Source organism: Serratia sp. ASV30 (assembly GCF_016428815.1).
Classification (GTDB): Bacteria; Pseudomonadota; Gammaproteobacteria; order Enterobacterales; family Enterobacteriaceae; genus Chania; species Chania fonticola_C.
In genome coordinates, this window is sequence record NZ_JAELTL010000068.1 from 1 (window position 1) to 23,972 (window position 23,972).

General features: G+C 53.8%; 26 protein-coding genes. 11 read left to right on the top strand and 15 right to left on the bottom strand.

Translation table 11 applies throughout. The annotated features are described in order from the left end of the window. Nucleotides 1-235 precede the first annotated feature (235 nt). Together JHD74_RS27110 and JHD74_RS22255 are read left to right on the top strand one after the other, a co-directional pair. The gene (locus JHD74_RS27110; RefSeq protein ID WP_199063518.1) at nt 236-1,141 is read left to right on the top strand and encodes a YadA-like family protein; all 906 of its coding nucleotides are present in this window, start codon (nt 236-238) and stop codon (nt 1,139-1,141) included. Nucleotides 1,142-1,266: 125 nt separating this feature from the next. Next, entirely contained in the window at nt 1,267-2,148 is an 882-nt protein-coding gene (locus JHD74_RS22255; protein WP_074028722.1) for a leucine-rich repeat domain-containing protein, read from the top strand. A 326-nt stretch (nt 2,149-2,474) separates the two neighbouring features. Here JHD74_RS22255 and lpxM read toward each other — a convergent pair whose 3' ends face one another. The 3 genes from lpxM to znuA all read right to left on the bottom strand — a co-directional run bounded on the left by lpxM (nt 2,475) and on the right by znuA (nt 5,921). Further along, complete coding sequence (gene lpxM / locus JHD74_RS22260) at nt 2,475-3,443, bottom strand: lauroyl-Kdo(2)-lipid IV(A) myristoyltransferase (RefSeq protein WP_024528734.1); 969 nt, start codon at nt 3,441-3,443, stop codon at nt 2,475-2,477. 192 nt (nt 3,444-3,635) lie between these two features. Continuing rightward, the gene (gene mepM, locus JHD74_RS22265) at nt 3,636-4,958 is read right to left on the bottom strand and encodes a murein DD-endopeptidase MepM (protein ID WP_024528733.1); all 1,323 of its coding nucleotides are present in this window, start codon (nt 4,956-4,958) and stop codon (nt 3,636-3,638) included. Between the two features lie 21 nt (nt 4,959-4,979). Further along, nucleotides 4,980-5,921, bottom strand: coding sequence for a zinc ABC transporter substrate-binding protein ZnuA (gene znuA / locus JHD74_RS22270; RefSeq protein WP_024528732.1), 942 nt, complete (start codon nt 5,919-5,921; stop codon nt 4,980-4,982). A gap of 78 nt (nt 5,922-5,999) precedes the next feature. On the opposite strand from znuA, the gene znuC reads away from it, so the two are divergent. Together znuC and znuB are read left to right on the top strand one after the other, a co-directional pair. Continuing rightward, nucleotides 6,000-6,758, top strand: a complete 759-nt coding sequence (gene znuC, locus JHD74_RS22275; RefSeq protein ID WP_024528731.1) for a zinc ABC transporter ATP-binding protein ZnuC — start codon at nt 6,000-6,002, stop codon at nt 6,756-6,758. Continuing rightward, on the top strand, nt 6,755-7,540 hold the full coding sequence (znuB, locus tag JHD74_RS22280) for a zinc ABC transporter permease subunit ZnuB (protein WP_074028721.1): 786 nt from the start codon (nt 6,755-6,757) through the stop codon (nt 7,538-7,540). The genes znuC and znuB overlap by 4 nt, the downstream gene beginning before the upstream one ends. 42 nt (nt 7,541-7,582) lie before the next feature. Here the strand turns inward: znuB and ruvB are convergent, their stop codons facing one another. From ruvB to JHD74_RS22315, 7 genes are all read right to left on the bottom strand, one after another. Beyond that, nucleotides 7,583-8,590 (bottom strand): Holliday junction branch migration DNA helicase RuvB, encoded by a 1,008-nt coding sequence (gene ruvB, locus JHD74_RS22285; protein WP_024486543.1) that lies wholly within the window; start codon nt 8,588-8,590, stop codon nt 7,583-7,585. An 18-nt stretch (nt 8,591-8,608) separates the two neighbouring features. After that, the gene (gene ruvA, locus JHD74_RS22290; RefSeq protein WP_021806658.1) at nt 8,609-9,223 is read right to left on the bottom strand and encodes a Holliday junction branch migration protein RuvA; all 615 of its coding nucleotides are present in this window, start codon (nt 9,221-9,223) and stop codon (nt 8,609-8,611) included. A 136-nt stretch (nt 9,224-9,359) separates the two neighbouring features. After that, nucleotides 9,360-9,881, bottom strand: a complete 522-nt coding sequence (ruvC, locus tag JHD74_RS22295; protein ID WP_021181146.1) for a crossover junction endodeoxyribonuclease RuvC — start codon at nt 9,879-9,881, stop codon at nt 9,360-9,362. A 67-nt stretch (nt 9,882-9,948) separates the two neighbouring features. Then, nucleotides 9,949-10,692 (bottom strand): YebC/PmpR family DNA-binding transcriptional regulator, encoded by a 744-nt coding sequence (locus JHD74_RS22300; RefSeq protein WP_021181145.1) that lies wholly within the window; start codon nt 10,690-10,692, stop codon nt 9,949-9,951. A 21-nt stretch (nt 10,693-10,713) separates the two neighbouring features. After that, on the bottom strand, nt 10,714-11,160 hold the full coding sequence (gene nudB, locus JHD74_RS22305; protein ID WP_021181144.1) for a dihydroneopterin triphosphate diphosphatase: 447 nt from the start codon (nt 11,158-11,160) through the stop codon (nt 10,714-10,716). Beyond that, nucleotides 11,160-12,944: an aspartate--tRNA ligase gene (aspS, locus tag JHD74_RS22310; protein WP_024528729.1), complete on the bottom strand. Its 1,785-nt coding sequence runs from the start codon at nt 12,942-12,944 to the stop codon at nt 11,160-11,162. The genes nudB and aspS overlap by 1 nt, the downstream gene beginning before the upstream one ends. An 82-nt stretch (nt 12,945-13,026) precedes the next feature. Beyond that, the gene (locus tag JHD74_RS22315; RefSeq protein ID WP_021181142.1) at nt 13,027-13,257 is read right to left on the bottom strand and encodes an FmdB family zinc ribbon protein; all 231 of its coding nucleotides are present in this window, start codon (nt 13,255-13,257) and stop codon (nt 13,027-13,029) included. A gap of 201 nt (nt 13,258-13,458) precedes the next feature. Between JHD74_RS22315 and JHD74_RS22320 the strand changes: the two genes are divergently transcribed. From JHD74_RS22320 to cmoB, 5 genes are all read left to right on the top strand, one after another. After that, nucleotides 13,459-14,031, top strand: coding sequence for a hydrolase (locus JHD74_RS22320; RefSeq protein ID WP_065685641.1), 573 nt, complete (start codon nt 13,459-13,461; stop codon nt 14,029-14,031). 77 nt (nt 14,032-14,108) lie between these two features. Continuing rightward, nucleotides 14,109-14,924 carry a DUF72 domain-containing protein gene (locus JHD74_RS22325; RefSeq protein WP_199063521.1) on the top strand — a complete coding sequence of 272 codons (816 nt, stop codon included), beginning with the start codon at nt 14,109-14,111 and terminating at the stop codon, nt 14,922-14,924. A gap of 101 nt (nt 14,925-15,025) precedes the next feature. After that, entirely contained in the window at nt 15,026-15,421 is a 396-nt protein-coding gene (locus JHD74_RS22330; RefSeq protein ID WP_024528726.1) for an MAPEG family protein, read from the top strand. A gap of 95 nt (nt 15,422-15,516) precedes the next feature. Further along, nucleotides 15,517-16,260: a carboxy-S-adenosyl-L-methionine synthase CmoA gene (cmoA, locus tag JHD74_RS22335; RefSeq protein ID WP_065685639.1), complete on the top strand. Its 744-nt coding sequence runs from the start codon at nt 15,517-15,519 to the stop codon at nt 16,258-16,260. Continuing rightward, nucleotides 16,257-17,228: a tRNA 5-methoxyuridine(34)/uridine 5-oxyacetic acid(34) synthase CmoB gene (cmoB, locus tag JHD74_RS22340; RefSeq protein WP_074028715.1), complete on the top strand. Its 972-nt coding sequence runs from the start codon at nt 16,257-16,259 to the stop codon at nt 17,226-17,228. The genes cmoA and cmoB overlap by 4 nt, the downstream gene beginning before the upstream one ends. 58 nt (nt 17,229-17,286) lie before the next feature. On the opposite strand, the gene JHD74_RS22345 is transcribed toward cmoB, so the two are convergent. Next, nucleotides 17,287-17,784: a hypothetical protein gene (locus JHD74_RS22345; protein WP_233169631.1), complete on the bottom strand. Its 498-nt coding sequence runs from the start codon at nt 17,782-17,784 to the stop codon at nt 17,287-17,289. A gap of 382 nt (nt 17,785-18,166) precedes the next feature. On the opposite strand from JHD74_RS22345, the gene JHD74_RS26910 reads away from it, so the two are divergent. After that, a complete protein-coding gene (locus JHD74_RS26910; RefSeq protein ID WP_255519184.1) occupies nt 18,167-18,301 on the top strand; it encodes a hypothetical protein in 135 nt (44 codons plus the stop codon). 250 nt (nt 18,302-18,551) lie between these two features. Here JHD74_RS26910 and cutC read toward each other — a convergent pair whose 3' ends face one another. Together cutC and JHD74_RS22355 are read right to left on the bottom strand one after the other, a co-directional pair. Further along, complete coding sequence (gene cutC, locus JHD74_RS22350; protein WP_074028781.1) at nt 18,552-19,298, bottom strand: copper homeostasis protein CutC; 747 nt, start codon at nt 19,296-19,298, stop codon at nt 18,552-18,554. Between the two features lie 232 nt (nt 19,299-19,530). Then, complete coding sequence (locus tag JHD74_RS22355; RefSeq protein WP_074028711.1) at nt 19,531-20,100, bottom strand: VOC family protein; 570 nt, start codon at nt 20,098-20,100, stop codon at nt 19,531-19,533. An 859-nt stretch (nt 20,101-20,959) separates the two neighbouring features. On the opposite strand from JHD74_RS22355, the gene argS reads away from it, so the two are divergent. Further along, the gene (argS, locus tag JHD74_RS22360) at nt 20,960-22,690 is read left to right on the top strand and encodes an arginine--tRNA ligase (RefSeq protein ID WP_024530485.1); all 1,731 of its coding nucleotides are present in this window, start codon (nt 20,960-20,962) and stop codon (nt 22,688-22,690) included. A gap of 503 nt (nt 22,691-23,193) precedes the next feature. On the opposite strand, the gene JHD74_RS22365 is transcribed toward argS, so the two are convergent. Both JHD74_RS22365 and JHD74_RS22370 read right to left on the bottom strand, forming a co-directional pair. Beyond that, a complete protein-coding gene (locus JHD74_RS22365) occupies nt 23,194-23,448 on the bottom strand; it encodes a hypothetical protein (RefSeq protein WP_139102415.1) in 255 nt (84 codons plus the stop codon). Beyond that, a complete protein-coding gene (locus tag JHD74_RS22370; protein WP_199063520.1) occupies nt 23,441-23,803 on the bottom strand; it encodes a nitrogen fixation protein NifS in 363 nt (120 codons plus the stop codon). Before JHD74_RS22370 ends, JHD74_RS22365 begins: the two co-directional genes overlap by 8 nt. Nucleotides 23,804-23,972 lie beyond the last annotated feature (169 nt).

Here is a 23,972-nt window from a genome sequence, read left to right on the forward strand (position 1 = left end):
CCCCCCCCCCCCCCCCCCCCCCCCCCCCCCCCCCCCCCCCCCCCCCCCCCCCCCCCCCCCCCCCCCCCCCCCCCCCCCCCCCCCCCCCCCCCCCCCCCCCCCCCCCCCCCCCCCCCCCCCCATTTTTTAGATGTGTATAAGAGACAGGTTAGAAGACCTCGGCTTAACCTACACCAGCCCGACGGTAAATACTCTCCCCCATCAGGCGCTGATTACCCCCCATCTCGATGCGCCAGTGATTGATCGCTCTTCGCACCTGGACAGCAACGTGACGCAGGAACAGCGCGATACCGTCAAAGCTGCCGCAGAGGAGAGCGCCACCTATCAGCACAACAATCCCGAAGGCATCCCAACACATCAGGCCGCTCCGGCCACGCATCTGGATGGCATCCATCAGGCGCTGATTACCCCCCATCTCGATGCGCCAGTGATTGATCGCTCTTCGCATCTGGACAGCAACGCGACGCAGGAACAGCGCGATACCGCGAAAGCTGCCGCAGAGGAACTCGCTGCCTATCACCACAACAATCCCGAAGGTAATCCGACACATCAGAATGCCCCAGCTTCACATCAGGACGATCGGCAAAACGAACAGAGCACATTAACCGCCGGAAAATATGCCTCGGCTAATATCCCCCGCGACGGTATTGATGGTAAGAACGGTGCCGATGGCAAAGACGGACAATCCATCACTGGTAAGAAAGGGGCTAAAGGCAAAGATGCGGATATGACACTGGTTAACGCCAATGTCGTTGCTCTGCGCGGTGTACGTAACGAACAGGCCGCACAGGGTGCTTACATTCAACAAAATAGCGCCAACGTTGCTCTTAACCGTTCCCGTATTGCCAGTAACAGTGCCGCGATCAATCAGAACTCGCATGATATTGCCGCCAACCGCAAGGATATCGATGAAAACACCAAAGATATCAAACGAGTCGGTGCGATGGCGCAGGCGGTCAGTTCGCTGCATTATAACCGCAATGAGTCTGGCTACGCCGTTGCCGCCGGGGAATATGATGGTGAAGCCTCCATCGCGGGTGGTATGCAATTTAGTACCTCACAAGACAGTGCCGTCACCATGCAAGTTAGCTGGGACGGCAACGCCACGAGCGCCGGCGTCGGTTTCCATTCAAACTTTTAAGCCGTAAACCTCTCCAAACCCTCGGGTGCTTTTGGCATTCGAGGTCAACACCGCCAAATTTTTGTTCCCCCACCTCCCCCGCTTGCGTACCATCAGTCGATATCCGCAATTTTGGAGAGTCATTCATGCTGCACCAGCATCACCGGCAACACACTCAGGGTTCGTTGGATCTCGATAACCAGCAGTTGGAAAACCTAAGCGAGGAAAGCCTCAGTGGATCCTCCTTGCAAAAAATCAGCCTGTACAATAATCGCCTAACCAGCTTCCCAGAACGGATATTTCACCACCACGGCCTGAAAGTGCTAAATATTTCCTGCAACCAGATTGCCCTGTTCCCCGCTGAAATCGGTATGTTAAACCAGTTGCAGATGCTGGATTTTGGCCACAATCAGGCAGCAACAATTCCAGCCGAAATCGGCGAGTTGCGTGAATTAAAATATCTGTATTTGAGTGATAACGGCTTTAGCCAGTTGCCAGATTCGCTGCGCCAACTACAAGCATTGTGCTACCTGAATCTGACGGATAATCAACTGACAGAGATCCCCTCGGCGCTATGTGCTCTGGCCTCGCTACAAGAGTTGCGTCTCTACAATAACGCCATCACCGCGTTGCCCTCAGAGATCGGTAGGCTGGAGCAACTACGTGAATTGCACCTGATGAAAAACCGTCTCACTACCCTGCCCAGCGAGATCGCTCAGCTGTCAGAGTTACAGGTGATGGATTTGGAAAACAACGCCATTGCGTACTTACCCGATCAATTCTGCCAGTTGCCCAAGCTGACCACCCTCAACCTGCGTTTCAACCAGTTATCCCGGCTACCTGAAGACTTTGGTGCATTGAGTTCACTGGTTTCATTAGACTTGCGTGCAAACCGATTAAGCGAATTACCGGCCAGCATGGCGCAAATGAAAAATCTGCGGCGACTGGATCTGCGTTGGAATGATTTCGACCATTATCCTGCAGTGCTTGAACCGCTGATCCAACAGGGCTGTATGGTGCATTGTTAAGAGTCTGCCCAAAATCCACAGCGGTTGATGAATATACTACGCATGGGTGCTCTGGATCTTGGTATCTTAAGCCAAAGTGTGGATACAAAGAGAAAGGCCCCGAGTCGATAACATCAACCCGAGGCCAATTCTAACGCCCACATAACGTGTGGTTAGCTATTACCTGCCGAGAGGCAAGGAGCTGGTCCGTCGTTGCAGATTGTCAAAAGTTGCTGAAATTGTAAGAAACGACAAGGCTAGACTGTACGGGCGTTACACGTGCTGCGTCCATTTAGCAGCACGTGTAACTCCCCTGGAGTACGAGTCGGTTGAAGTGGAGAACTGCCTTAACGATATAAATCGTCCCGCGAGTAAGGTTCAATCTCACCTTCCTTGCGCGTTTTCAGCAGCTTCAAAATCCAGGTATATTGTTCCGGATTAGGACCCACCAGGTTTTCCACTTCTTCGTTCATGCGGCGCGCAATGCGAACATCGTCGGCTTCGGCCAGATCATCCATCGGCTCACGGATATAAATGTCCAGCATGCTGGTTTTACCGTCATAAACCGGGAATAGCGGCACGATCGCTGCTTTGCAGACTTTCATCAGGCGGCCGACCGCAGGCAATGTGGCTTTATAGGTCGCAAAGAAATCCACGAATTCACTGTGCTCGGCACCGTGATCCTGGTCGGGCAGATAATAGCCCCAATAACCATGGCGCACCGAACTGATGAAAGGCTTGATACCATCGTTGCGGGCGTGCATGCGGCCACCAAACTTGCGGCGCACGCTATTCCACAGATAGTCGACCAGTGGGTTGCTCTGGTTATGAAACATCGCCGCCATGGGTTGCCCACGCGCAGCCATCAGCATCGCTGGCACATCAACGGCCCAGCCATGCGGCACCAGGAAAATCACGTTGCGGCCTTCCTCACGGATTTTATCCAGCACGTCTTCACCGTGCCAACGCACGCGCTTGAGCACCTTTTCCGGTTTGGTACAGGCCAGTTCTGCCATCAGGATCATCGATTGCGGCGCGGTAGCAAACATCTCATCGATAATATGCTCGCGTTGCTGTTCTGGCAGTTCCGGCATGCAATAGAGCAGATTGATACGGGCGCGGCGTCGTGCCCCTTTCGCAACCTTGCCAGCCAGTTTACCAATCGCACCCAGTAATGGGTCTCGCATTCGAGCAGGGACCAGAGAAATACCGGCCATCAGCCCGGTTCCCAACCAAACGCCCCAGTAGCGCGGATGATAGAAGGCTTTATCAAATTGTGGGATGAACTCTACGTTCGATTTCTTCTCGTTTTGCATGACCTGCTCTTTATTCAACGCACCTGCTCGGAAGATATAAACTATATACCTAGTTGCAGTCAGGCGGGTGAGCCAGGTTAAAACCATCACCGTTCACTGACAAAATGCAGCTATCGTTATCTCGAGCAGGCATTAATAAAAAAACATCGGCCCGAAATCAGGCCGATGGGAAATCATAAGGGATAGCGATGGTTAATCCAGCTGCAGCTGCGGCACCACTTCCTTCACCTGTGCCAGATAATCGCTGCGATCTTTCCCCATCAGCCCTTCAGAGCGAGGCAATTTAGCCGTCAATGGGTTAACCGCTTGCTGGTTAGTCCACATTTCATAATGCAAATGTGGGCCGGTAGAGCGGCCGGTGTTACCGGAAAGTGCAATGCGATCGCCACGTTTCACCTTCTGCCCTGGCTTGACCAACAGCTTTTTCAAGTGCATATAGCGCGTGGTGTATTGGCGGCCATGACGGATCGCCACATAGTTACCTGCCGCGCCACTGCGCTTGGCGATCACCACTTCACCGTCACCCACCGCCAACACTGGCGTGCCGACCGGCATGGCGAAGTCGACACCTTTATGCGGTGCAATGCGCCCGGTCACCGGATTTACGCGGCGTGGATTAAAGTTGGAAGAAATACGGAACTGCTTCATGGTCGGGAAACGCATAAAGCCACGTGCCAGACCGGAACCCTGACGATCGTAGAACTTGCCGTCATCGGCGCGGATAGCGAAGTAATCTTTGCCGCTGCTACGCATACGTACGCCCAACAGTTGGCTTTGCTCGCTCTTGCCATCAAACTCTTCACGCGACATCAACACCGCGAACTGATCGCCTTTGCGCAGCTTGCGAAAATCAAGCTGCCATTGCAGGGCTTTGATCACCGCATTGATCTCGGCACGGGTCAGGCCAGCCGCCGAGGCACTGCTGACAAAGCTGCCGTTCAGCTTGCCGCTCAGCACGCTGTTGCGCCATTCACCCTTCTGGGTTTCCTTGGTTTCTTTAAAGGAATTGCCTACGCGATCGTAGGTACGGGTTTCACGGCGTGAAACCTCCCAGGTCAGGCGCTTAAGATCGCCATCTTCGGTAAGCGTCCAGGAGAGTTGCTGGCCGATTTTCAGGTTACGCAAATCGCGGTTCTGCGAAGCCAGCAGCGAAACATCCGACATTTCGATGCCGTACTGGGTCAGAATACTGCCGAGCGTGTCACCGGTAGAAACCACATATTCATGCACACCCTCCTCTCCGGCGACCTTCTGGTCCAGCTCATCCTCAGGGATGTCATCATCGGGGGTAGGTTGGTCGGCATCAATAGGTTCACTGGCTTCGGGCTGCAATGCCCTTAACTGGTTGGCTTCCAACTCGACGCTTTTAACGATAGGGTTATGTTCTGGGTGATAAACGGAAGGCCGCCAAACAGCGACGGCCAACGTAACGACTGTCAACGACCCTAGCATTACGCGATGGGGCCGAGGCAGGTTGTTATACGCCAGAGTGATAGTTCGGACTATCTTCTGCACTCAATAATATCCTCATAATCTTTACTTCAGGCAGCTCACGTACTGGTTGGACAGCGCTGTCAGGAAGTTCCCGTAGCTGTCTTTCCCCAGTTCGATGCCGGTGCCCAGCGGGTCCAGCGTTCCAGAACGCACAGTGGTACCCTTGGCAACGGCATTAATTACGGCCGGTCTGAATTGTGGCTCAGCAAAAACGCAGACTGCTTTCTGCTCAACCAACTGTGTTCGAATTTGGTGTAAACGCTGTGCGCCAGGTTGAATTTCGGGATTAACGGTAAAATGGCCCAGTGGGCTCAAGCCGAAGTGTTTTTCAAAGTAGCCATAAGCGTCATGAAAAACAAAATATCCTTTACCTTGCACAGGCGTTAGCATCTTAACAAGATTTTTATCAGTTTGCGCTAGCTGATCCTCGAACTGGCGCAGGTTTGCGTCTAATTTGTCCTTCTTTTGCGGCATAAGTTCCAATAATCTGTCGTGAATCGCGATCGCGGTCACTTTTGCCACCTCTGGCGACAGCCAAACGTGCATATTATAGTCACCGTGATGATGGTCATGTCCATCGTCGCCATCCGCATGACTATGCGCTTCGGCTGCATGATCATGGTCATCGTCGTCATCGCCTTTCATCAACAACGGCTGTACCGCAGGCAGTTCACCGATCGCCAATTGCCTATTCGCGGGCAGCTGCGTCAGGGATTTGGTCAGAAAAGCCTCCATATCTGGCCCGACCCAAAGCACCAGGTCGGCGCTACGCAGCCGCTGAATGTCCGACGGGCGCAAGGCGAAGTCGTGGGGCGAGGCGCCGTCCGGTAATAAAATCTCGGTAGGCGTGACCCCATCTGCAATAGCGGATGCGATAAAGCCCAGCGGGCGGATAGAGGTCACTACGGCGGCCGTTGCATTGCCCGCCATCACCAAAGCCGCCGCCAGCAGAGTGCGTTGCAGCCATTTATTTTTCTGTCCCATCATCAGTAATCCCGTCGTTTTCAGCAAAGAAGCGTGATATTATAACATTCGGTTAGTTCTGCAAAATGTAATCACGATATGTCTACACTGGCAACGCTAAAAAATATTTCTGTTTCTTTTGGTACCCGGCGGGTACTGACAAATATCTCTCTCAACCTGCAACCGGGTCGTATTCTGACGCTCCTCGGGCCTAACGGGGCCGGCAAGTCAACGCTGGTTCGCGTAGTGCTGGGCTTAATTGCCCCAACGGAAGGCACGCTGGAACGTCTGCCTGGGCTGCGCATTGGCTATGTGCCGCAAAAGCTGCATCTCGATGCCACCCTGCCCTTGACAGTCAACCGTTTTATGCGGCTCAAACCCGGGGTAAAAAAGGCCGATATCTTGCCCGCGCTCAAACGCGTACAGGCTGCGCACCTGCTGGAACAGCCTATGCAAAAACTGTCCGGCGGCGAAAACCAGCGGGTGTTACTGGCACGAGCGCTGTTGAATCAACCGCAGTTGCTGGTGCTGGATGAGCCCACGCAAGGGGTGGACGTTAACGGCCAGTTGGCGTTATACGACTTGATCGACCAATTGCGCAAAGAGCTGGGCTGCGCGGTGCTGATGGTTTCCCATGACCTGCACCTGGTGATGGCCAAAACCGACGACGTCCTGTGCCTGAACCAACATATTTGCTGCTCCGGCACGCCAGAAGTGGTGTCAATGCACCCGGAGTTTATCGCCATGTTCGGTAACCGGGGCGCTGAGCAGTTGGCGATCTATCGCCATCACCATAATCACCGTCACGACCTGCAAGGCAGAATTGTGCTGAAAAAAACCGGGGGCCGTGAGGCATGATTGAACTGTTATTGCCCGGCTGGCTGGCCGGTGTGCTGCTGGCTGCGGCGGCGGGCCCGTTGGGTTCCTTTGTGGTCTGGCGCAGGATGTCTTACTTTGGCGATACGTTGGCACATGCTTCGCTGCTAGGCGTTGCCTTCGGCTTATTGCTGGACGTCAACCCGTTTTACGCTGTGATTGCCGTCACGTTGCTGTTGGCTCTGGTGCTGGTTTGGCTGGAGCGCCGCCCGCAGCTGTCGATCGATACGCTGCTCGGCATTATGGCGCATAGCGCGCTATCGCTGGGTCTGGTGGTGGTCGCGCTGATGTCCAACGTGCGCGTAGATCTGATGGCATATCTGTTTGGGGATTTGCTGTCGGTGACGATCAGCGATATCTGGATGATCGGCACCGGCGTGGTGATTGTGCTGCTGGTGCTCTGGTGGCAATGGCGCGATCTGCTGTCGATGACCATCAGCCCGGAGATGGCACATGTCGATGGCGTTAACCTGCCCCGCGCACGCACCATCTTGATGCTGGTCACCGCCTTGACCATCGGGCTGGCCATGAAATTTGTCGGCGCGCTGATTATTACGTCACTACTGATTATCCCGGCGGCAACCGCACGGCGTTTTGCACGTACTCCGGAACAAATGGCCGGTTATGCGGTATTGGTAGGGATAATTGCGGTCACCGGTGGGCTGACCTTCTCGGCGTTTTACGATACGCCAGCGGGGCCTTCGGTAGTGTTAAGCGCAGCGGTGCTGTTTGTTCTGAGCCTGTCGAAAAAGCAGCAGGCTTAATCTCATTACGCCAGGGGCTCCCCTGGCGTAAATCCTGGATTTCTACTTCTCTTCCCGCTCGATACCAAAGTGCTTATAGGCATGATTGGTCGCCATTCGGCCACGCGGAGTACGCTGAATAAACCCCTGTTGGATCAGGAAAGGTTCGATCACGTCTTCTATCGTTTCACGCTCTTCACCGATTGCCGCCGCCAGGTTATCCAACCCCACCGGGCCACCGGTAAACTTGTCGATGATCGCCAGCAACAGCTTGCGGTCCATATAGTCGAAACCTTCCGCATCGACGTTCAGCATATCCAACGCCTGCATGGCCACTTCGCCATTGATCACCCCGTTGGCACGAACCTCGGCAAAGTCGCGCACGCGGCGCAGCAAACGGTTGGCAATACGCGGTGTACCGCGGGCGCGACGTGCCACTTCATGCGCCCCATCGGTAGACAGATCCAGCCCCAGGCAGTTGGCACTGCGGGAAACGATATGCTCCAGATCGGCCACCTGATAGAACTCTAAACGCTGCACGATGCCGAAGCGATCGCGTAATGGCGAGGTCAAGGAACCGGCACGCGTGGTGGCTCCAACCAGGGTGAACGGTGGCAGGTCGAGCTTGATTGAGCGCGCCGCCGGGCCTTCACCGATCATGATATCCAGCTGATAGTCTTCCATCGCTGGATACAGGATCTCTTCCACTACCGGCGAAAGACGGTGGATTTCGTCGATAAACAGGACGTCATGGGGCTCCAGGTTGGTCAGCATTGCCGCCAGATCCCCAGCCTTTTCCAGCACCGGACCAGAAGTGGTACGCAGGTTAACGCCCATCTCATTGGCCACGATGTTGGCCAAGGTGGTTTTACCCAACCCAGGCGGCCCGAAGATCAACAGATGGTCCAGTGCATCGCCGCGCTGTTTGGCAGCCTGAATAAAGATTTCCATCTGCTCACGCACGTGCGGCTGGCCAACGTACTCCGTCAGCAGCTTAGGACGGATCGCACGATCCAGCACCTCTTCTTCATTGAACGGCTCGGCAGAGATCAGGCGGTCGGCTTCAATCATGGTCTACCCCTTTCCGGCCTACAGTGCGGCACGTAATGCTTCGCGGATTAATGCCTCGCAATCCGCACCCGGCTTGGCAACCTTGCTGACCATCCGGCTGGCTTCCTGTGGCTTATAGCCCAAGGCCACCAGCGCAGAGGCCGCTTCGGCTTCAATATCCATCTCCGCCGCTTTGGCCGCACTGGCCGGCAGGGGGATTTCGCTGCTGTTGTTGAACAGATCGCCGTTCAGGCCTTTGAAGCGGTCTTTCATTTCGACGACCAGACGCTCGGCAGTTTTCTTACCCACGCCTGGCAATTTGATCAATGTAGTGATCTCTTCACGTTCTACCGCGCTGACAAACTGCTGGGCAGACATGCCTGAAAGGATCGCTAGCGCCAGTTTTGGCCCCACGCCGTTCACTTTAATCAGCTCACGGAACAGCGCTCGTTCTTGCTTATCATTGAACCCATACAGCAGCTGTGCATCTTCACGCACCACGAATTGGGTAAACACGATAGCCTCTTGCCCCAGCTCCGGCAGCTCGTAAAAGCAGGTCATCGGCATATGCACTTCATACCCGACGCCATTGGTTTCAAGTAACACCAGCGGTGGCTGCTTTTCCAGAATAATTCCTCTGAGACGACCTATCATTACCCCTCCTGAATGGATCCCTGCACGTGGCGCACTGCCACGCAGTATTGATACAGCTTATACCATAAAAAAGGCTGGATGAATATCCAGCCTCAGATTACTGACATTTAGCAACACTGCCACATTGTCAACGGCTCTAACGCAAACGCCCGCGCGCCAGATTCAACCGCCCTTCACTCATACGCAGCACGTTCTGGCTGAGATGGCAGTGGGTAATGGCGATAGCCAACGCATCCGCGGCATCCGCCTGCGGATTGGCAGACAGCTTCAGCAATGAGCGAACCATATGCTGCACCTGAGACTTTTCCGCCGCACCGGTACCGACCACCGTCTGCTTCACCTGGCGCGCCGCGTACTCAAACACTTCCAGGTTTTGATTGACGGCGGCAACGATCGCCACGCCCCGCGCCTGCCCCAGCTTAAGCGCCGAGTCCGGATTCTTGGCCATAAACACCTGTTCGATAGCGAAGAAGTCCGGTTGAAACTGGGTAATGATTTCACTCACGCCAGCATAAATCAGCTTCAGGCGCGTCGGCATATCATCCACCACGGTACGAATACAACCGCTGGCAACATAGGTCAGTTGGCGGCCCTGCTGGCGGATCAGGCCATAGCCGGTGACGCGCGAGCCGGGATCGATACCCAGTATGATCGCCATTGCTACCACCACCCTGCATTGATTGTTGCCTGGCGTTGCCGGTTGGCAACGCCATCATTCACTTGCATTACAGCGTTGCAGCGATCTCGTCGGAGATCTCACCGTTATGGTAAACCTCCTGCACGTCGTCACAGTCTTCCAGCATGTCGATCAAGCGCAGTAACTTAGGCGCAGTTTCCGCATCCATATCCGCTTTGGTGGACGGGATCATGGAAACCTCGGCCGAGTCTGCCTCAAAGCCTGCGGCGGTCAACGCGTCTTTCACTTCACCCAGATTTTCCCAGGCGGTGAAGACGTCAATGGCACCATCGTCATAGGTCTGGATATCTTCGGCACCCGCTTCCAGCGCAGCTTCCATCACGGTGTCTTCATCCAGACCCGGTGCGTAGGTGATCACGCCTTTTTTGGTGAACAGATAGGCCACGGAACCGTCGGTACCCAGGTTGCCACCACACTTGGTGAAGGCATGGCGCACTTCTGCCACGGTACGGTTACGGTTGTCACTCAGGCACTCGATCATTACCGCAGTGCCGCCAGGGCCGTAACCTTCATAGATGATGGTTTCCATATTGGTATCATCATCGCCGCCTACGCCACGGGCGATAGCACGGTTCAGGGTATCGCGCGTCATGTTGTTAGACAGCGCTTTATCGATAGCCGCACGCAGACGCGGGTTCGAACCCGGATCGCCGCCGCCCAATTTGGCGGCAGTCACCAACTCACGGATAATTTTGGTGAAAATCTTACCGCGTTTGGAATCTTGTGCAGCTTTGCGGTGTTTGGTGTTGGCCCATTTACTATGACCTGCCATAAAAAATATCTCCAAAAAGAACTACTGGACAGAATGGATCACAAACTCTTCAATCGCCTGCTGATTACTCCAGGACTTGGTCAGTTTGACCGCCTCGGACGCCTCAAGCCATTGGTAAGCATGATGTTCGGTCAAGACCGGATCGCGCTCATCAGGTAACGCCAGACAGAACCAGTGCTCTTTATTACGCGTGGTTCCCGGCGCATAGCGGTGTCGCAAATGGACAAAGAGTTCAAATTCCACACAGCGCTGGCAATCGAACAACGGCAGCCCCTCTGCTGCGATATCGATGCCAATCTCTTCCATGACTTCGCGCTGTGCGGCATGCGGCGGCGATTCGGCGTCCTCAAGGCTGCCGGTCACCGACTGCCAGAACTCCGTATCATCACGCCGCTGTAACATCAGCACCCGGCCACTGGATTTTGCATAAATCACCACCAGAATAGACTCGGGCCGCTTGTAATTCATCACTCGCTCTCTTGTTCGGCTGAGGCTTTCTTCACTACGCTGATCGCCAGCTCCTGCAACGAAGCCGGGTTGGCGAAGCTTGGTGCATCGGTCATCAGACAGGCTGCTGCGGTGGTTTTCGGGAAGGCGATAACGTCACGGATGTTCTCGGTACCGGTTACCAGCATCACCAGGCGATCCAGACCGAAGGCCAAACCGGCGTGCGGAGGCGTACCGTACTTCAGCGCATCCAGCAGGAAGCCGAACTTCTCGCGTTGTTCTTGCTCATTGATGCCAAGGATACCGAAGACGGTTTGCTGCATTTCACTGCGGTGAATACGCACGGAACCGCCACCCACTTCATAGCCGTTCAGCACCATATCGTAGGCATTGGCGATAGCTGAAGTAGGATCTTTTTGCAGTTCTTCCGGGCTCATATCGCGCGGTGCGGTAAACGGATGGTGCATCGCCGCCAGGCCGCCTTCGCCGTCTTCTTCAAACATTGGGAAATCGACCACCCACAGTGGTGCCCAACTGTCGAGCTTGGTCAGGCCAAGATCGCGGCCAATTTTCAAGCGCAGCGCGCCCATGGCGTCGGTAACGATTTTAAAGCTGTCGGCACCGAAGAACAGAATGTCACCGGTTTGCGCATTAGTGCGCGCCAGGATCGCTTCCAGCACTTCGGCACTGAGGAATTTGGCAATCGGGCTTTGCACGCCTTCCATACCCGCAGCACGATCGTTAACCTTCAACCATGCCAAACCTTTGGCACCGTAGATATTAACGAAAGCGCCGTATTCGTCGATCTGCTTACGGGTCAGCTGTGCGCCACCCGGAACACAAATCGCGGCCACGCGGCCTTTGGCATCGTTCGCCGGGCCAGAGAACACTTTGAACTCAACGTCTTTGACCAGGTCGGCAACGTCCACCAGCTCCAGCGGGTTACGCAGGTCTGGCTTATCGGAACCGTAACGGCGCATCGCTTCGGCAAAGGTCATGATCGGGAATTTACCCAGATCGACGCCCTTCACGTCCAGCCACAGCTCATGCACCAGTTGCTCCATCACTTCACGCACCTGCTCGGCGCTCATGAAAGAAGTTTCCACGTCGATCTGGGTGAATTCCGGCTGGCGATCGGCGCGCAAGTCTTCGTCACGGAAGCACTTGACGATCTGGTAGTAACGGTCGAAGCCAGACATCATCAGCAGCTGTTTGAACAACTGTGGGGACTGCGGCAACGCATAGAACTTACCTTTATGCACGCGGCTTGGTACCAGATAGTCACGGGCACCTTCCGGCGTGGCTTTGGTCAGCATGGGGGTTTCGATATCCAGGAAACCGTGGCTGTCCATAAAGCGGCGCACAAAGCTGGTGATCTTGGCACGGGTTTTCAGGCGGTCGGCCATTTCTGGGCGACGCAGATCCAGGTAGCGATATTTCAGACGCGCTTCTTCGCTGTTGGTCTGGTTCGAGTCCAACGGCAGCGGTTCGGAGCGGTTGATGATCTCCAGCGCGTGGGCAAACACCTCAACCTCGCCAGTCGCCATATCCTTGTTGGCCTGGCTTTCCGGGCGCGCACGCACGGTACCGACGATCTGGATGCAGAACTCGTTACGCAGTTCGAAGGCTTTGTCGAAGGCCGCTTTCTGATCCGGATCGAAGAACACCTGCACGATACCTTCGCGGTCACGCATATCAATAAAGATCAGGCCACCCAGATCGCGGCGGCGGTTGACCCAACCACACAAAGTGACTTCCTGGCCGACGTGGGCCAGATTCAACTGCCCGCAATATTCAGTACGCATACGCTATCCTTTTGACTTAAGCCGATTCCGCCGGAGGTTGGCAACAGTTGCTGTTTCCGCACGGCTGTTATCTGACGAATTGTTATTTATCACCCGGTTTGAAGTCTGTTGCATACCAGCCAGTACCCTTTAACTGGAAACCGCTGGCAGAGATCAACTTGGTCAGTGCGGGCTGCCCACACGCCGGGCATTGAGTCAACGGCGCGTCGGAAAATTTTTGTAGTTTCTCTAATCGATGTTGGCATGAGCCACATGCATATTCATAAATCGGCATAGATCGCTGGATTAAAGATTGGTGAAAAAAGGCGGTCATTATAAAGGAAATTCATGCGCCAGATAAGAGCGAACACGGCATTGTTGCAACGCTAAATGGTACCGAACGTTAAGAAACAACACATCGGTTAACAAATTTCCCATTAACTGGCAGCAGTTTTATCACGTAGCCTATGTCCCCGTCGTCTTTCATATGCCAGTAGCACAACCTTAAATCCACTTTACCCCTGAGATGCTCCCAATGCTAAAACTTGATGCCCAAACCACCGCCCTGGTCCTGATCGATCTGCAACACGGCATTTTACCTTACGCCGCTGGCCCGCACAGTGCCAGCCAAGTCGTCACCCATGCGGCCCATCTGGCAGGACGCTTCCGCGCGCTGAATGCCCCCGTGTTTCTGGTGCGCGTCGGCTGGTCTGATTCCTTTGCCGAAGCGCTCAAGCAGCCAGTAGATAAACCTTCACCGTCTCCGGTCGGCGGGCTGCCAGCGTCCTGGTGGGAATTCCCCGAAGCGCTGGCGGTACAAGACAGCGATGTGTTGATCACCAAACGTCAATGGGGCGCATTCTATGGTACCGATCTGGATCTGCAACTGCGTCGTCGGGGTATCAAATCGGTGGTATTGGGCGGTATCGCTACCAATATTGGCGTGGAGTCTACCGCTCGCGCAGCCTGGGAACATGGCTACGAGTTGGTGATCGCCGAAGACATGTGCAGCACCTACAGTGCCGAGATGCACCAGTTCGCCTTCGATAATATCTTCCCGCGTATTGCCCGTGTGCGAAGCACCAGTGAAATCCTTGCGGCGCTATAAGCCCGCCGTAACTTGAAAGGCGGCGCAGATAACGTTAACGTTGTTGCCAAAATGTAAAGCAGGGAAGATGACCGTTGATTTATATTGGACTACCGCAATGGCAACATCCGGCCTGGAACCGCATCGGCCTGCGCGATCTGGCGGACTACAGCCGCTACTTCAACTGCGTGGAAGGTAACACTACCTTCTACGCGTTGCCCAAGGCGGAAATTGTCCATCGCTGGCGCGATATGACCAGCGATGATTTCCGTTTTTGCTTTAAATTCCCGTCAGCGATCAGCCATAAAGCAGCACTGCGCGGCTGTGAAGCCGATATCAAGGCGTTTTATGATTGCCTGCGCCCCCTTGAAGGGCGTATCGGACAGCTGTGGTTGCAGTTGCCCGCCGCCTTTGCACCCGAGCATCTGGGCATTCTCTGGGCTTTTCTTGATGCCTTACCGCCGGAGTTTACCTACGGAGTCGAGGTCCGCCATCTGGAATTTTTCGCCAAGGGTGACGCAGAACGCCAACTGAATCAGGGTTTGCACCAACGAGGTATTAACCGCACCATCCTCGACAGCCGCCCACTGCACCATGCCAAACCACACAGCTCGGCGATCCGCGATGCACAACAGAAAAAGCCCAAGCTGCCGGTGCATGCAGTGGTAACGGCCAACAACCCGTTGATCCGCTTTATCGGCGGTGACGTGCTGGCGGACAATCAGCGCTGGTTCGAGTCCTGGCAACAGAGGCTACCTGACTGGGCGCAACAACATCAGCCCTACCTGTTTATTCACACGCCAGATAACAGCGATTCACCGCAGCAGGCACAGAAAATCTGGCAAGGGCTATACGGCATAATTCCGAATTTATCGATGCCTCCGGGCTGGCCAGAGCAAGAAGCCTTGTTTTAACCTATTAATCTGATGGCTCCCATCGGATATTTCCTCGCGACAGTCGCGATGATGGCAGTTATGATGCTCGTTGCCAGATTTGGTTACGAATGGAGTTAAGAATGGTAAGCGCGCTCTATGTGGTGCTTGGCGCATTGTTGTTGATCAAACTCTCTTATGACGTGGTCAGGTTGAGAATGCAGTACCGGGTCGCCTATGGTGATGGCGGGTTCTATGAGCTGCAAACCGCGATACGCGTACACGGTAACGCCGTGGAGTACATCCCGATCGCCGCCATCCTGTTGGTGATCATGGAGATGAACGGTGCCGAAGTCTGGATGGTGCATCTGTGTGGTTTGCTGCTGATGGCAGGCCGACTGGTTCACTACTACGGTTTACGTAACCGTGAAGTCCGCTGGCGCCGTTCGGGTATGGCGGCTACTTATATTTCTCTGATACTGATGGTGATAGCCAATATCGTTTATCTGCCGTGGGACATTATCTTCAGTTTGCACTGATATCCCCTCTGCTCAGGCGGCCACGCCGCCTGCTTCTGCCTGCGCCGCTTTTCTGTTAGTATACGCCCCTTCGAATTCTGACCTGATTTGCCGCTATGCCAAACCGCGATACTCTTTTTTCCGCCCCGATCGCCAAACTGGGCGACTGGACCTTCGACGAGCGCGTTGCTGAAGTCTTCCCAGACATGATCCAGCGTTCCGTTCCGGGCTACTCCAATATCATTTCGATGATTGGCATGCTGGCCGAACGCTTTGTCCAGCCACACAGCCGGGTGTATGACCTGGGGTGCTCGCTCGGCGCGGCCACGCTATCGATGCGCAGGAACATCAGCGTCGAAGGTTGTCAGATTATTGCGGTCGATAATTCCCCCGCGATGGTAGAGCGCTGCCGCCGCCATCTTGATGCGTTTCGCGCCGATACGCCAGTCGACGTCATTGAGGCGGACATTTTAGACATTACCATCGAAAACGCCTCGATGGTGGTATTGAACTTCACCCTACAGTTTCTTGAACCGGCCGATCGGCTGCGCCTGCTCGAACAGGTTTATCGCGGGCTACGTCCGGGCGGTGCCTTGGTGCTGTCAGAGAAATTCAGCTTTGAGGATACGGACGTCGGTGAACTGTTGTTCAACATGCACCACGACTTCAAACGAGCCAACGGCTACAGCGAATTGGAAATCAGCCAAAAGCGCAGCATGTTGGAAAACGTGATGCTGACCGATTCGGTCGAAGCGCATAAAGCGCGCCTCCGGCAAGCCGGTTTTGAACATGCAGAAGTCTGGTTCCAATGTTTCAACTTCGGCTCGTTGATCGCCCTGAAATCAGGAGAAACCGCATGATCGAGTTTGGAGACTTCTACCAGCGCATCGCCAAAAGCCCGCTGAGCCACTGGCTGGATACGCTGCCGGCACAAATCACCGCCTGGCAACGAGAATCGCTGCATGGCAAGTTCAAGCAGTGGTTCAATTCGGTAGAGCACCTACCTTCCCTCACGCCAACTCAGTTGGATTTATTGCATGGCGTGCGTGCCGAGATGGAACAACCGCTGTCACCTGGCCAGCTCGAAGGCATTGAGAAAATGCTGCGTACGTTGATGCCGTGGCGCAAAGGGCCTTTCTCACTTTACGGCATCGATATCGATACCGAATGGCACTCCGACTGGAAGTGGGATCGGGTGCTGCCTCATATCTCCCCGCTGGCTGGCCGGACCATTCTGGATGTGGGCTGCGGCAGCGGTTACCATCTGTGGCGCATGGTCGGTGCCGGAGCGCATCTGGCGGTAGGTATCGATCCGATGCAGCTGTTCCTGTGCCAGTTTGAAGCGGTACGTAAACTGCTGGGAGGCGATCAACGCGCCCATGTGTTGCCGTTGGGTATTGAACAACTGCCCGAGCTGGCCGCGTTCGACACCGTTTTCTCGATGGGCGTGCTTTATCACCGCCGCTCCCCGTTGGATCACCTGTATCAGTTGAAAAACCAGCTGGTTTCCGAGGGCGAACTGGTGTTGGAAACGCTGGTTGTACCAGGCGATCGTCATCAGGTATTGGTGCCGGGCGACCGCTACGCGCAGATGCGTAACGTCTACTTTATTCCGTCTGCCGAAGCGCTGAAGTGCTGGCTGGAGAAATGCGGATTTGTGGACGTCAGGATTGCCGATATTTGCCCAACCAGCACCGAAGAACAGCGCCGCACTGACTGGATGACCAGCGAGTCACTGGCCGAGTTTCTCGATCCCAAAGATCCGAGCAAAACGGTTGAAGGCTACCCGGCACCGATCCGCGCCGTGCTGATCGCCAAAAAACCGTAAGCCTTAATCAACTCACTATATAGGGGCGTAGCAATGCTACGCCCTTTTAGTTGTATTGTTATTTTCTCAAAGCCTGTAGCAGATCCTTTTCAAACACTCCGCTGGATGAACACTCGAAAGGCTTGACCTTGTCGTTGCCATCTCCCGCCACTAGCCCCGCAACGCCATTGACTTGCACCATCACGTTAGTCCCTTCTCCAGCGCTAAAAATCTGCACCAGGATCCGGTAGGTCACATTCAGATTAGACGGCCCTGGCTGGTCTGAACAAATCAGATACAGGCTGGCCAGCTCGGCATCATTGCCCGTCGTGCCAACGATCCCCAGATGTGGGTCGACAACCGTGGCCTTTAACCCTTTCTGCACAAAAATTGCCTCGGCACGAGTTAACAGCTCATCCGGCTTACGGTTGCCTATCAAGGTGGGCTTCGCAGCAACAGTCGGCTCGCCAGAGGCAGTTTCAGCCGCACTGCCGGGCTGGTTACCGGTTTTAGTTGGGCCATACACCGAAACACAACCCGTCAATGCCAATGCCAGCAATAAAATTAAATATCTCATCATTCACCTGTAATACAGCGTGGCGCAAGCCGTTAACGACATGACAAGCCCAACAATCAGTAAATAACGCATCTCCCCCTCCTCCGTTAACGATAATAGGCCGCAACACAGCCCGATAATGAACAACAAACCAGCATTAACCACACAACATAAACTCTCATGTATCCTCCTGACCAAAAGCGGTTGATCTTGTTTCGTGCGGCTTGAGCACCAGCACCGACAAACGGTATCGTCTCGGCGGTTACGTGTCGCTTCCTGTCATGTGTGTCAACGCTGGCAATACAATCGCGGGAAAAACCAATCGGGGCTCAGCGTTCAGGGTTGAACGCTTTCACTGGTGTGGTAGACTGGACAAAATCCAACAAATTCATAAGGATGGTTAATGATAAGCGTTGACAGGCTGTTGATGGCATTGCTTACCATCATGGCTGGCATATGGCTCGCCGTCATATTCAATATCGGCGGCACCGTGCAAATGCTCTCGGCCATTTTTCACTGGGTGGAGAGCCTGCGATAAGCCACCGCTGCCAGTTACATTTTATCAATATTTAAGCTTAAGACAGTGACTCATCGTTAACTAGAGTTAAAGTGTTGGTATCGCGCCAACACCAGTGAAGTATTGAACCTGTTTGCCCTGAGCACCTCTACCCTGTTCAGGGCTTTTTTTGCGCACAGAAGCAAAAAGCCCCGAATGATCGGGGCTTCAAACAGGGCTCACACCGTTGGGCCATTGCTAACGCTCTCAGCATGCGGCCCCTACTATCTCACTAGGCAGGAGTGAGCATGGCCAACGCGTTCTTCATCGCCTCGACCGTTTCACCATCCACGCAGTAGTGGCTGAATTCGTCAAACTCATTATCGGCACACATGGTGACACCCGCCTTACGGTAACGCATGGTGGAAGGTACCGTATGCCCGGCCGAGCTATGCAATTCCTGAATACCGATATCCACAAACTTATGCATATTGCTCAAACGGACACCTGCACCGGCCATGATCACCGGCCCCTTGCTGGCATGCACCAAGTCGCGCAAGAGCGGCAAGCCCAATTCGGCATTCTGCTGCTGCCCAGAGGTCAGAATGCGTGCCACGCCTAGCTGCGTCAGTTGCTCCAGCGCCACCATCGGGTTTTGACACATATCGAACGCGCGATGGAAGGTCACCGCCATATCACCGCTTAATTTCATCACCTCGCGCATCCGCGTAAGATCGATATGCCCTTCGTCGTCCAACATGCCGATTACCACACCGGCAAAACCCATCTCGCGGATTTGCGCCACGTCGTTCTTCATAATCTCGAAATCGACGGAGCTGTAACAGAAATCGCCCCCACGCGGCCGCACTATTGGATGAACGGGTATCGTTACCCGCTCCCGTGCCAGCCGTAACGAACCAAAGCTCGGCGTCAACCCGCCCTCACTCTGGCTGGCACACAATTCTATGCGGTCAGCGCCCGCATGCTCTGCTGTCATGGCACAGTCGACGCTATAGCAACAAACTTCCAGCTTCATTATTGTTACCCCCAGATAACGGTCAAAAATGCTACAGCAAACGTTCACCCATCGCCTATAAGCCACAGGATGAAAACCTGATAAAAGTCTTAACGGCACAAGGTGCTAACTATGGCACTCAATTTTGATGAATGGATCGATCGCAGTCACAGTGGCGGCGTTAAGTCTGATAAATAACGCGAACGCATCATTTTTCCCTGTAAGCCCCCATTCGAAACCGGCAACGAACGAAACGCTACGGTTTCGCCCGTTCACTGGCCACGATGTCACGAATATGATGCGGATGGAATTTGATGGTGACATTACCATCGGTGATCGCCAGAGTCGGATTGGCCAGGCGTTCGCCCTCACCTTTAGGTGAGCTCTGCTTAAGTTTGATGCCAGGTAGCAGCAAGGCTTCGTCCGCCAGATGTTCCAGGGCGCGAGCATACAGGGTAGAGGGATCGCCGCTTAGCACCAGCTCTACATGTTCCCATCCTTCATGCGGATAGCGCTTCTCACCGGGGTATGGCAGCTCGATACAATCAATCTGCCAAGGGCCAACCTTCAGTGGTTCATGGAGATCAAACAGGCAAATCGGCCTGCCGTTAATCATCGTTTCCGAAAGCAGCGATCCGCATTGCAGCAACCCCTGCCGCCAACGATCGGCGGTGCTGTTCTGATGGCAACGCAGCGAGATATGGTCTGCGCTGAATTTTGCCAGCTCAAGATGAAGCCGTTGTGCAAACTGCTCCAGCGCCAGTTCAAAGCGAGGTAAATCCAGCGTCAGGTCGTTAAGTTCGGCGATCGATGACAAGGTAGTCATAAGTTTCTCAGGCTCTCCAGGATCTTTGGCAGGCCAATAATCTACACGTCGAATCGCCTGGAGGCTATGGATCAGAGAATAAAAACCTAACGGATGGACATAATGCTGTTTCTTTAGCGCTAGTGCCTATTTTAGGCCGAGTTATCCTTCAGGAAGCAAGAAATGATCAAGAATCATCTTAGTTCGCACTTAATTAAGCCACCATTAAAACCCTTAAGTTTCCCTAACGATTTGTCGTTTTACGCTTTCTCAAGGCCAATGTATAAAAATCGCTTGAAATGAAATTTACACCCCTCTCAAACACCGAGGTAACACAATGTTTTTATTATCAAAAAAAGATAATCATGCGAACAATCCTAAACAGCATTCTTATAATTGATTAGGTGACGTTAATAAGTTAGGTTAGGAGAGCATTTGATTTTGGATAAATAAACATGACCCTGTTAGGTATATCCCTTGTTTTAATAGCCATTGCTGGCTACGCGATTTATCGCCATTTCAAAACTCGCCAGAATAGTGTGTTACGCTCTGGACGAGGCAATAAAAAGCGTTAAAGCTACCATTAATCCGCTCCCATCAAACCAATGACCGCGGACGGTTTGATTCACCTGCTTACCATTTTGGCCTTCTCTTTTCCCTATCTTTCACCATGCCAGCCCGCGTCAACTACTGACGCGGTGCCGTCAATCGGTTACAATTGCAGGCTGTTTTGTGGTTGAGCGTCGTCTGCGATGTGTGGCGTCGTCCCTGCTGGACTGCAAGTTGTACGCCAAGGCGTTTTGCAGGCCAACAGAGTAAAACCACCTTTTGATCCGGAGGGCGTACTGCACGGCCCTCGTTTGTCATTTAAGGTAACCCGGTGAATATTCAGGCTCTTCTATCAGATAAGGTCAGCCAGGCGCTGATTGCCGCAGGTGCGCCTGCAGATTGCGAAGCTCAGGTTCGTCAGTCCGCGAAAGCACAGTTTGGTGACTATCAGGCCAACGGCGTGATGTCCGTTGCCAAAAAACTTGGTATGCCGCCACGACAACTGGCAGAGAAAGTCGTGCAACTGCTTGACCTGGGTGACATCAGCAGCAAAGTGGAAATTGCCGGCCCGGGCTTTATCAATATCTTCCTGAACAGCGAATGGGTTGCCCGTCAGGCCGATGCCACCCTGGGCGCAGCTAAGCTGGGCATTGCCCCCGTTAAGCCGCAAACCATCGTGATCGACTATTCTGCGCCCAACGTGGCGAAAGAAATGCACGTGGGCCACCTGCGCTCCACCATTATTGGCGATGCCGCTGCCCGTACCCAGGAATTCCTGGGCCATAAAGTGGTACGCGCCAACCATGTGGGCGACTGGGGTACCCAGTTCGGCATGCTGATCGCCTACCTGGAAAAGATGCAAAACGAGCACGCCAGCGATATGGGGCTGTCGGATCTGGAGCAATTTTACCGCGAAGCCAAGAAAAACTACGACGAAGACGAAGATTTCGCTCTGCGCGCCCGTGGTTATGTGGTCAAACTGCAAGGCGGCGACGAATATTGCCTGAAGATGTGGCGCAAGCTGGTGGACATCACCATGGCGCAGAACCAACTGACCTATAACCGTCTGAATGTCACCCTGACCGAAGATGACGTCATGGGCGAAAGCCTGTACAACGCCATGCTGCCGGGCATCGTTGCCGATCTCAAGGCGAAAGGCCTGGCGGTAGAAAGCGAAGGCGCCACCGTGGTGTTTCTGGACGAGTACAAAAATAAAGACGGCGATCCGATGGGTGTCATCATCCAGAAGAAAGATGGCGGTTACCTGTATACCACTACCGATATCGCCTGCGCCAAATACCGTTTCGAGACCCTGGGTGCCGACCGTGTTCTCTATTACATCGACTCGCGCCAGCATCAGCACCTGATGCAAGCCTGGACCATCGTGCGCAAAGCAGGTTACGTGCCAGACTCTGTCTCGCTGGAACACCACATGTTCGGCATGATGCTGGGGAAAGACGGCAAGCCGTTCAAGACCCGTTCAGGCGGCACCATCAAACTCTCCGATCTGCTGGATGAAGCCGTTGAACGCGCCAGCAAACTGATTGCCGAGAAGAACCCGGATATGCCTGCCGACGAAATGCAGAACGTGGCTAACGCGGTCGGCATCGGTGCAGTGAAATATGCCGATCTGTCGAAAAGCCGTACCACGGACTACATCTTCGATTGGGATAACATGCTGACCTTCGAGGGCAACACCGCGCCGTATATGCAGTATGCCTATACTCGCGTTGCCTCGGTGTTCAAGCGTGCTGGCGTAGACGAAAGCAACCTGACGCTACCTTTGGTGATGACAGAAGAGCGTGAAATCGCGCTGGCAACTCGCCTGCTACAGTTCGAAGAAACCCTCACCGTGGTCGCCCGTGAAGGTACGCCGCACGTGATGTGTACCTATCTGTATGACCTGGCGGGGCTGTTCTCTGGCTTCTACGAGCATTGCCAGATCCTCAACGCCGAAAGCGAAGAGGCCCGTCAGAGCCGCCTGAAGTTGGCACTGCTGACCGCCAAAACGTTGAAAACCGGTCTGGATACGCTCGGGATCGAAACCGTCGAACGCATGTAACATGTAGGGACGCTGCATGCGCTCCCATCTAGCCTTTGTCATCAATCTGAAGAAGGTCGCGTTACCGACTTCTCAGGTTGCTGACAAGGTTCTTGTCTGACGATCAAAGCTTGACTCTACTAAGGCCAGTGCCAATAACGGACTGGCTTCCATATAAAAAACGCTCACTCATCAGTACCAATATGAACTCATGATCCTTGATGTTAATGACATCCCCAAGGACTTCTGATATGTCCCATTGATACTATCATCAGCCTTGCTCCTCCGCGCTGTTGGCGTGTATTTCAATAAGCCCAGTCGGTTTTAGCCTAATTGCTCAATTTCGCAGGATAGCTTAGTGTGTTTATCTTCCTCAATAGTCAGGTTGGTGGTTAGCCCGGCGAAACGCCGGGCTAACATTGCAAAAAGTAGAATTAGTATTTTTTTAAAATGGCATTCTGTTAGTCCACGAACCATTATTTAATATAATCCTATCAGTTTACGTTTGTTTGATTAGGCTCTTCTCAATTTCCCCATATGGGGTCAGACGATCCCATGTTACCTCCTACACAAGTTCCGGAACCTGTTGCTACAGAAGTACCTGGACCATAAAATCCACCAGGTAATGAACAACTATAGCCTAACCCATCCATAACTCCGGCCCAAACCCCTGCCGCTCCAGTTTCCCATTGCCCACTGCCACCACCACTGCCACCAACGGACATCAATTCAATTTCATCTGTTATTTCTCTTAAAACTAAATCATGATATTTATTCATTACTTATTTCCCTTATTCGTTTAACAACAGGGTTAATATTATTGCTCACATATTCCATTGTGCTAAGATAAATAATATTTTTTTTATCAAAACCATTACGATAGAACTGGAAGCGTAATCCGGGTGCGCAAACCAGTAATTGAGCATTTTGCTCTATAAGTTTCTCTATATCTGATTCAGTATCATCCCGCTCAACGAGCCAGCTGAGATTTTTTTTATTTAGATAATCCTGCAAAGCTGTAATGTATTTATCTTCTTTGTAAAAACCGAACAAACCGCCACCTGCACCTTGGATAGGAGACCGACCAAATGTCGGGCTGGGCCTGTAAATAAAGTAAATTCTTTTACTTACCATTATCACCCTCATAATTTAGTGTGTTTGTACTGTTCAAGTACTGTCTCTTATACACATCTAAAAATGGGGGGGGGGGGGGGGGGGGGGGGGGGGGGGGGGGGGGGGGGGGGGGGGGGGGGGGGGGGGGGGGGGGGGGGGGGGGGGGGGGGGGGGGGGGGGGGGGGGGGGG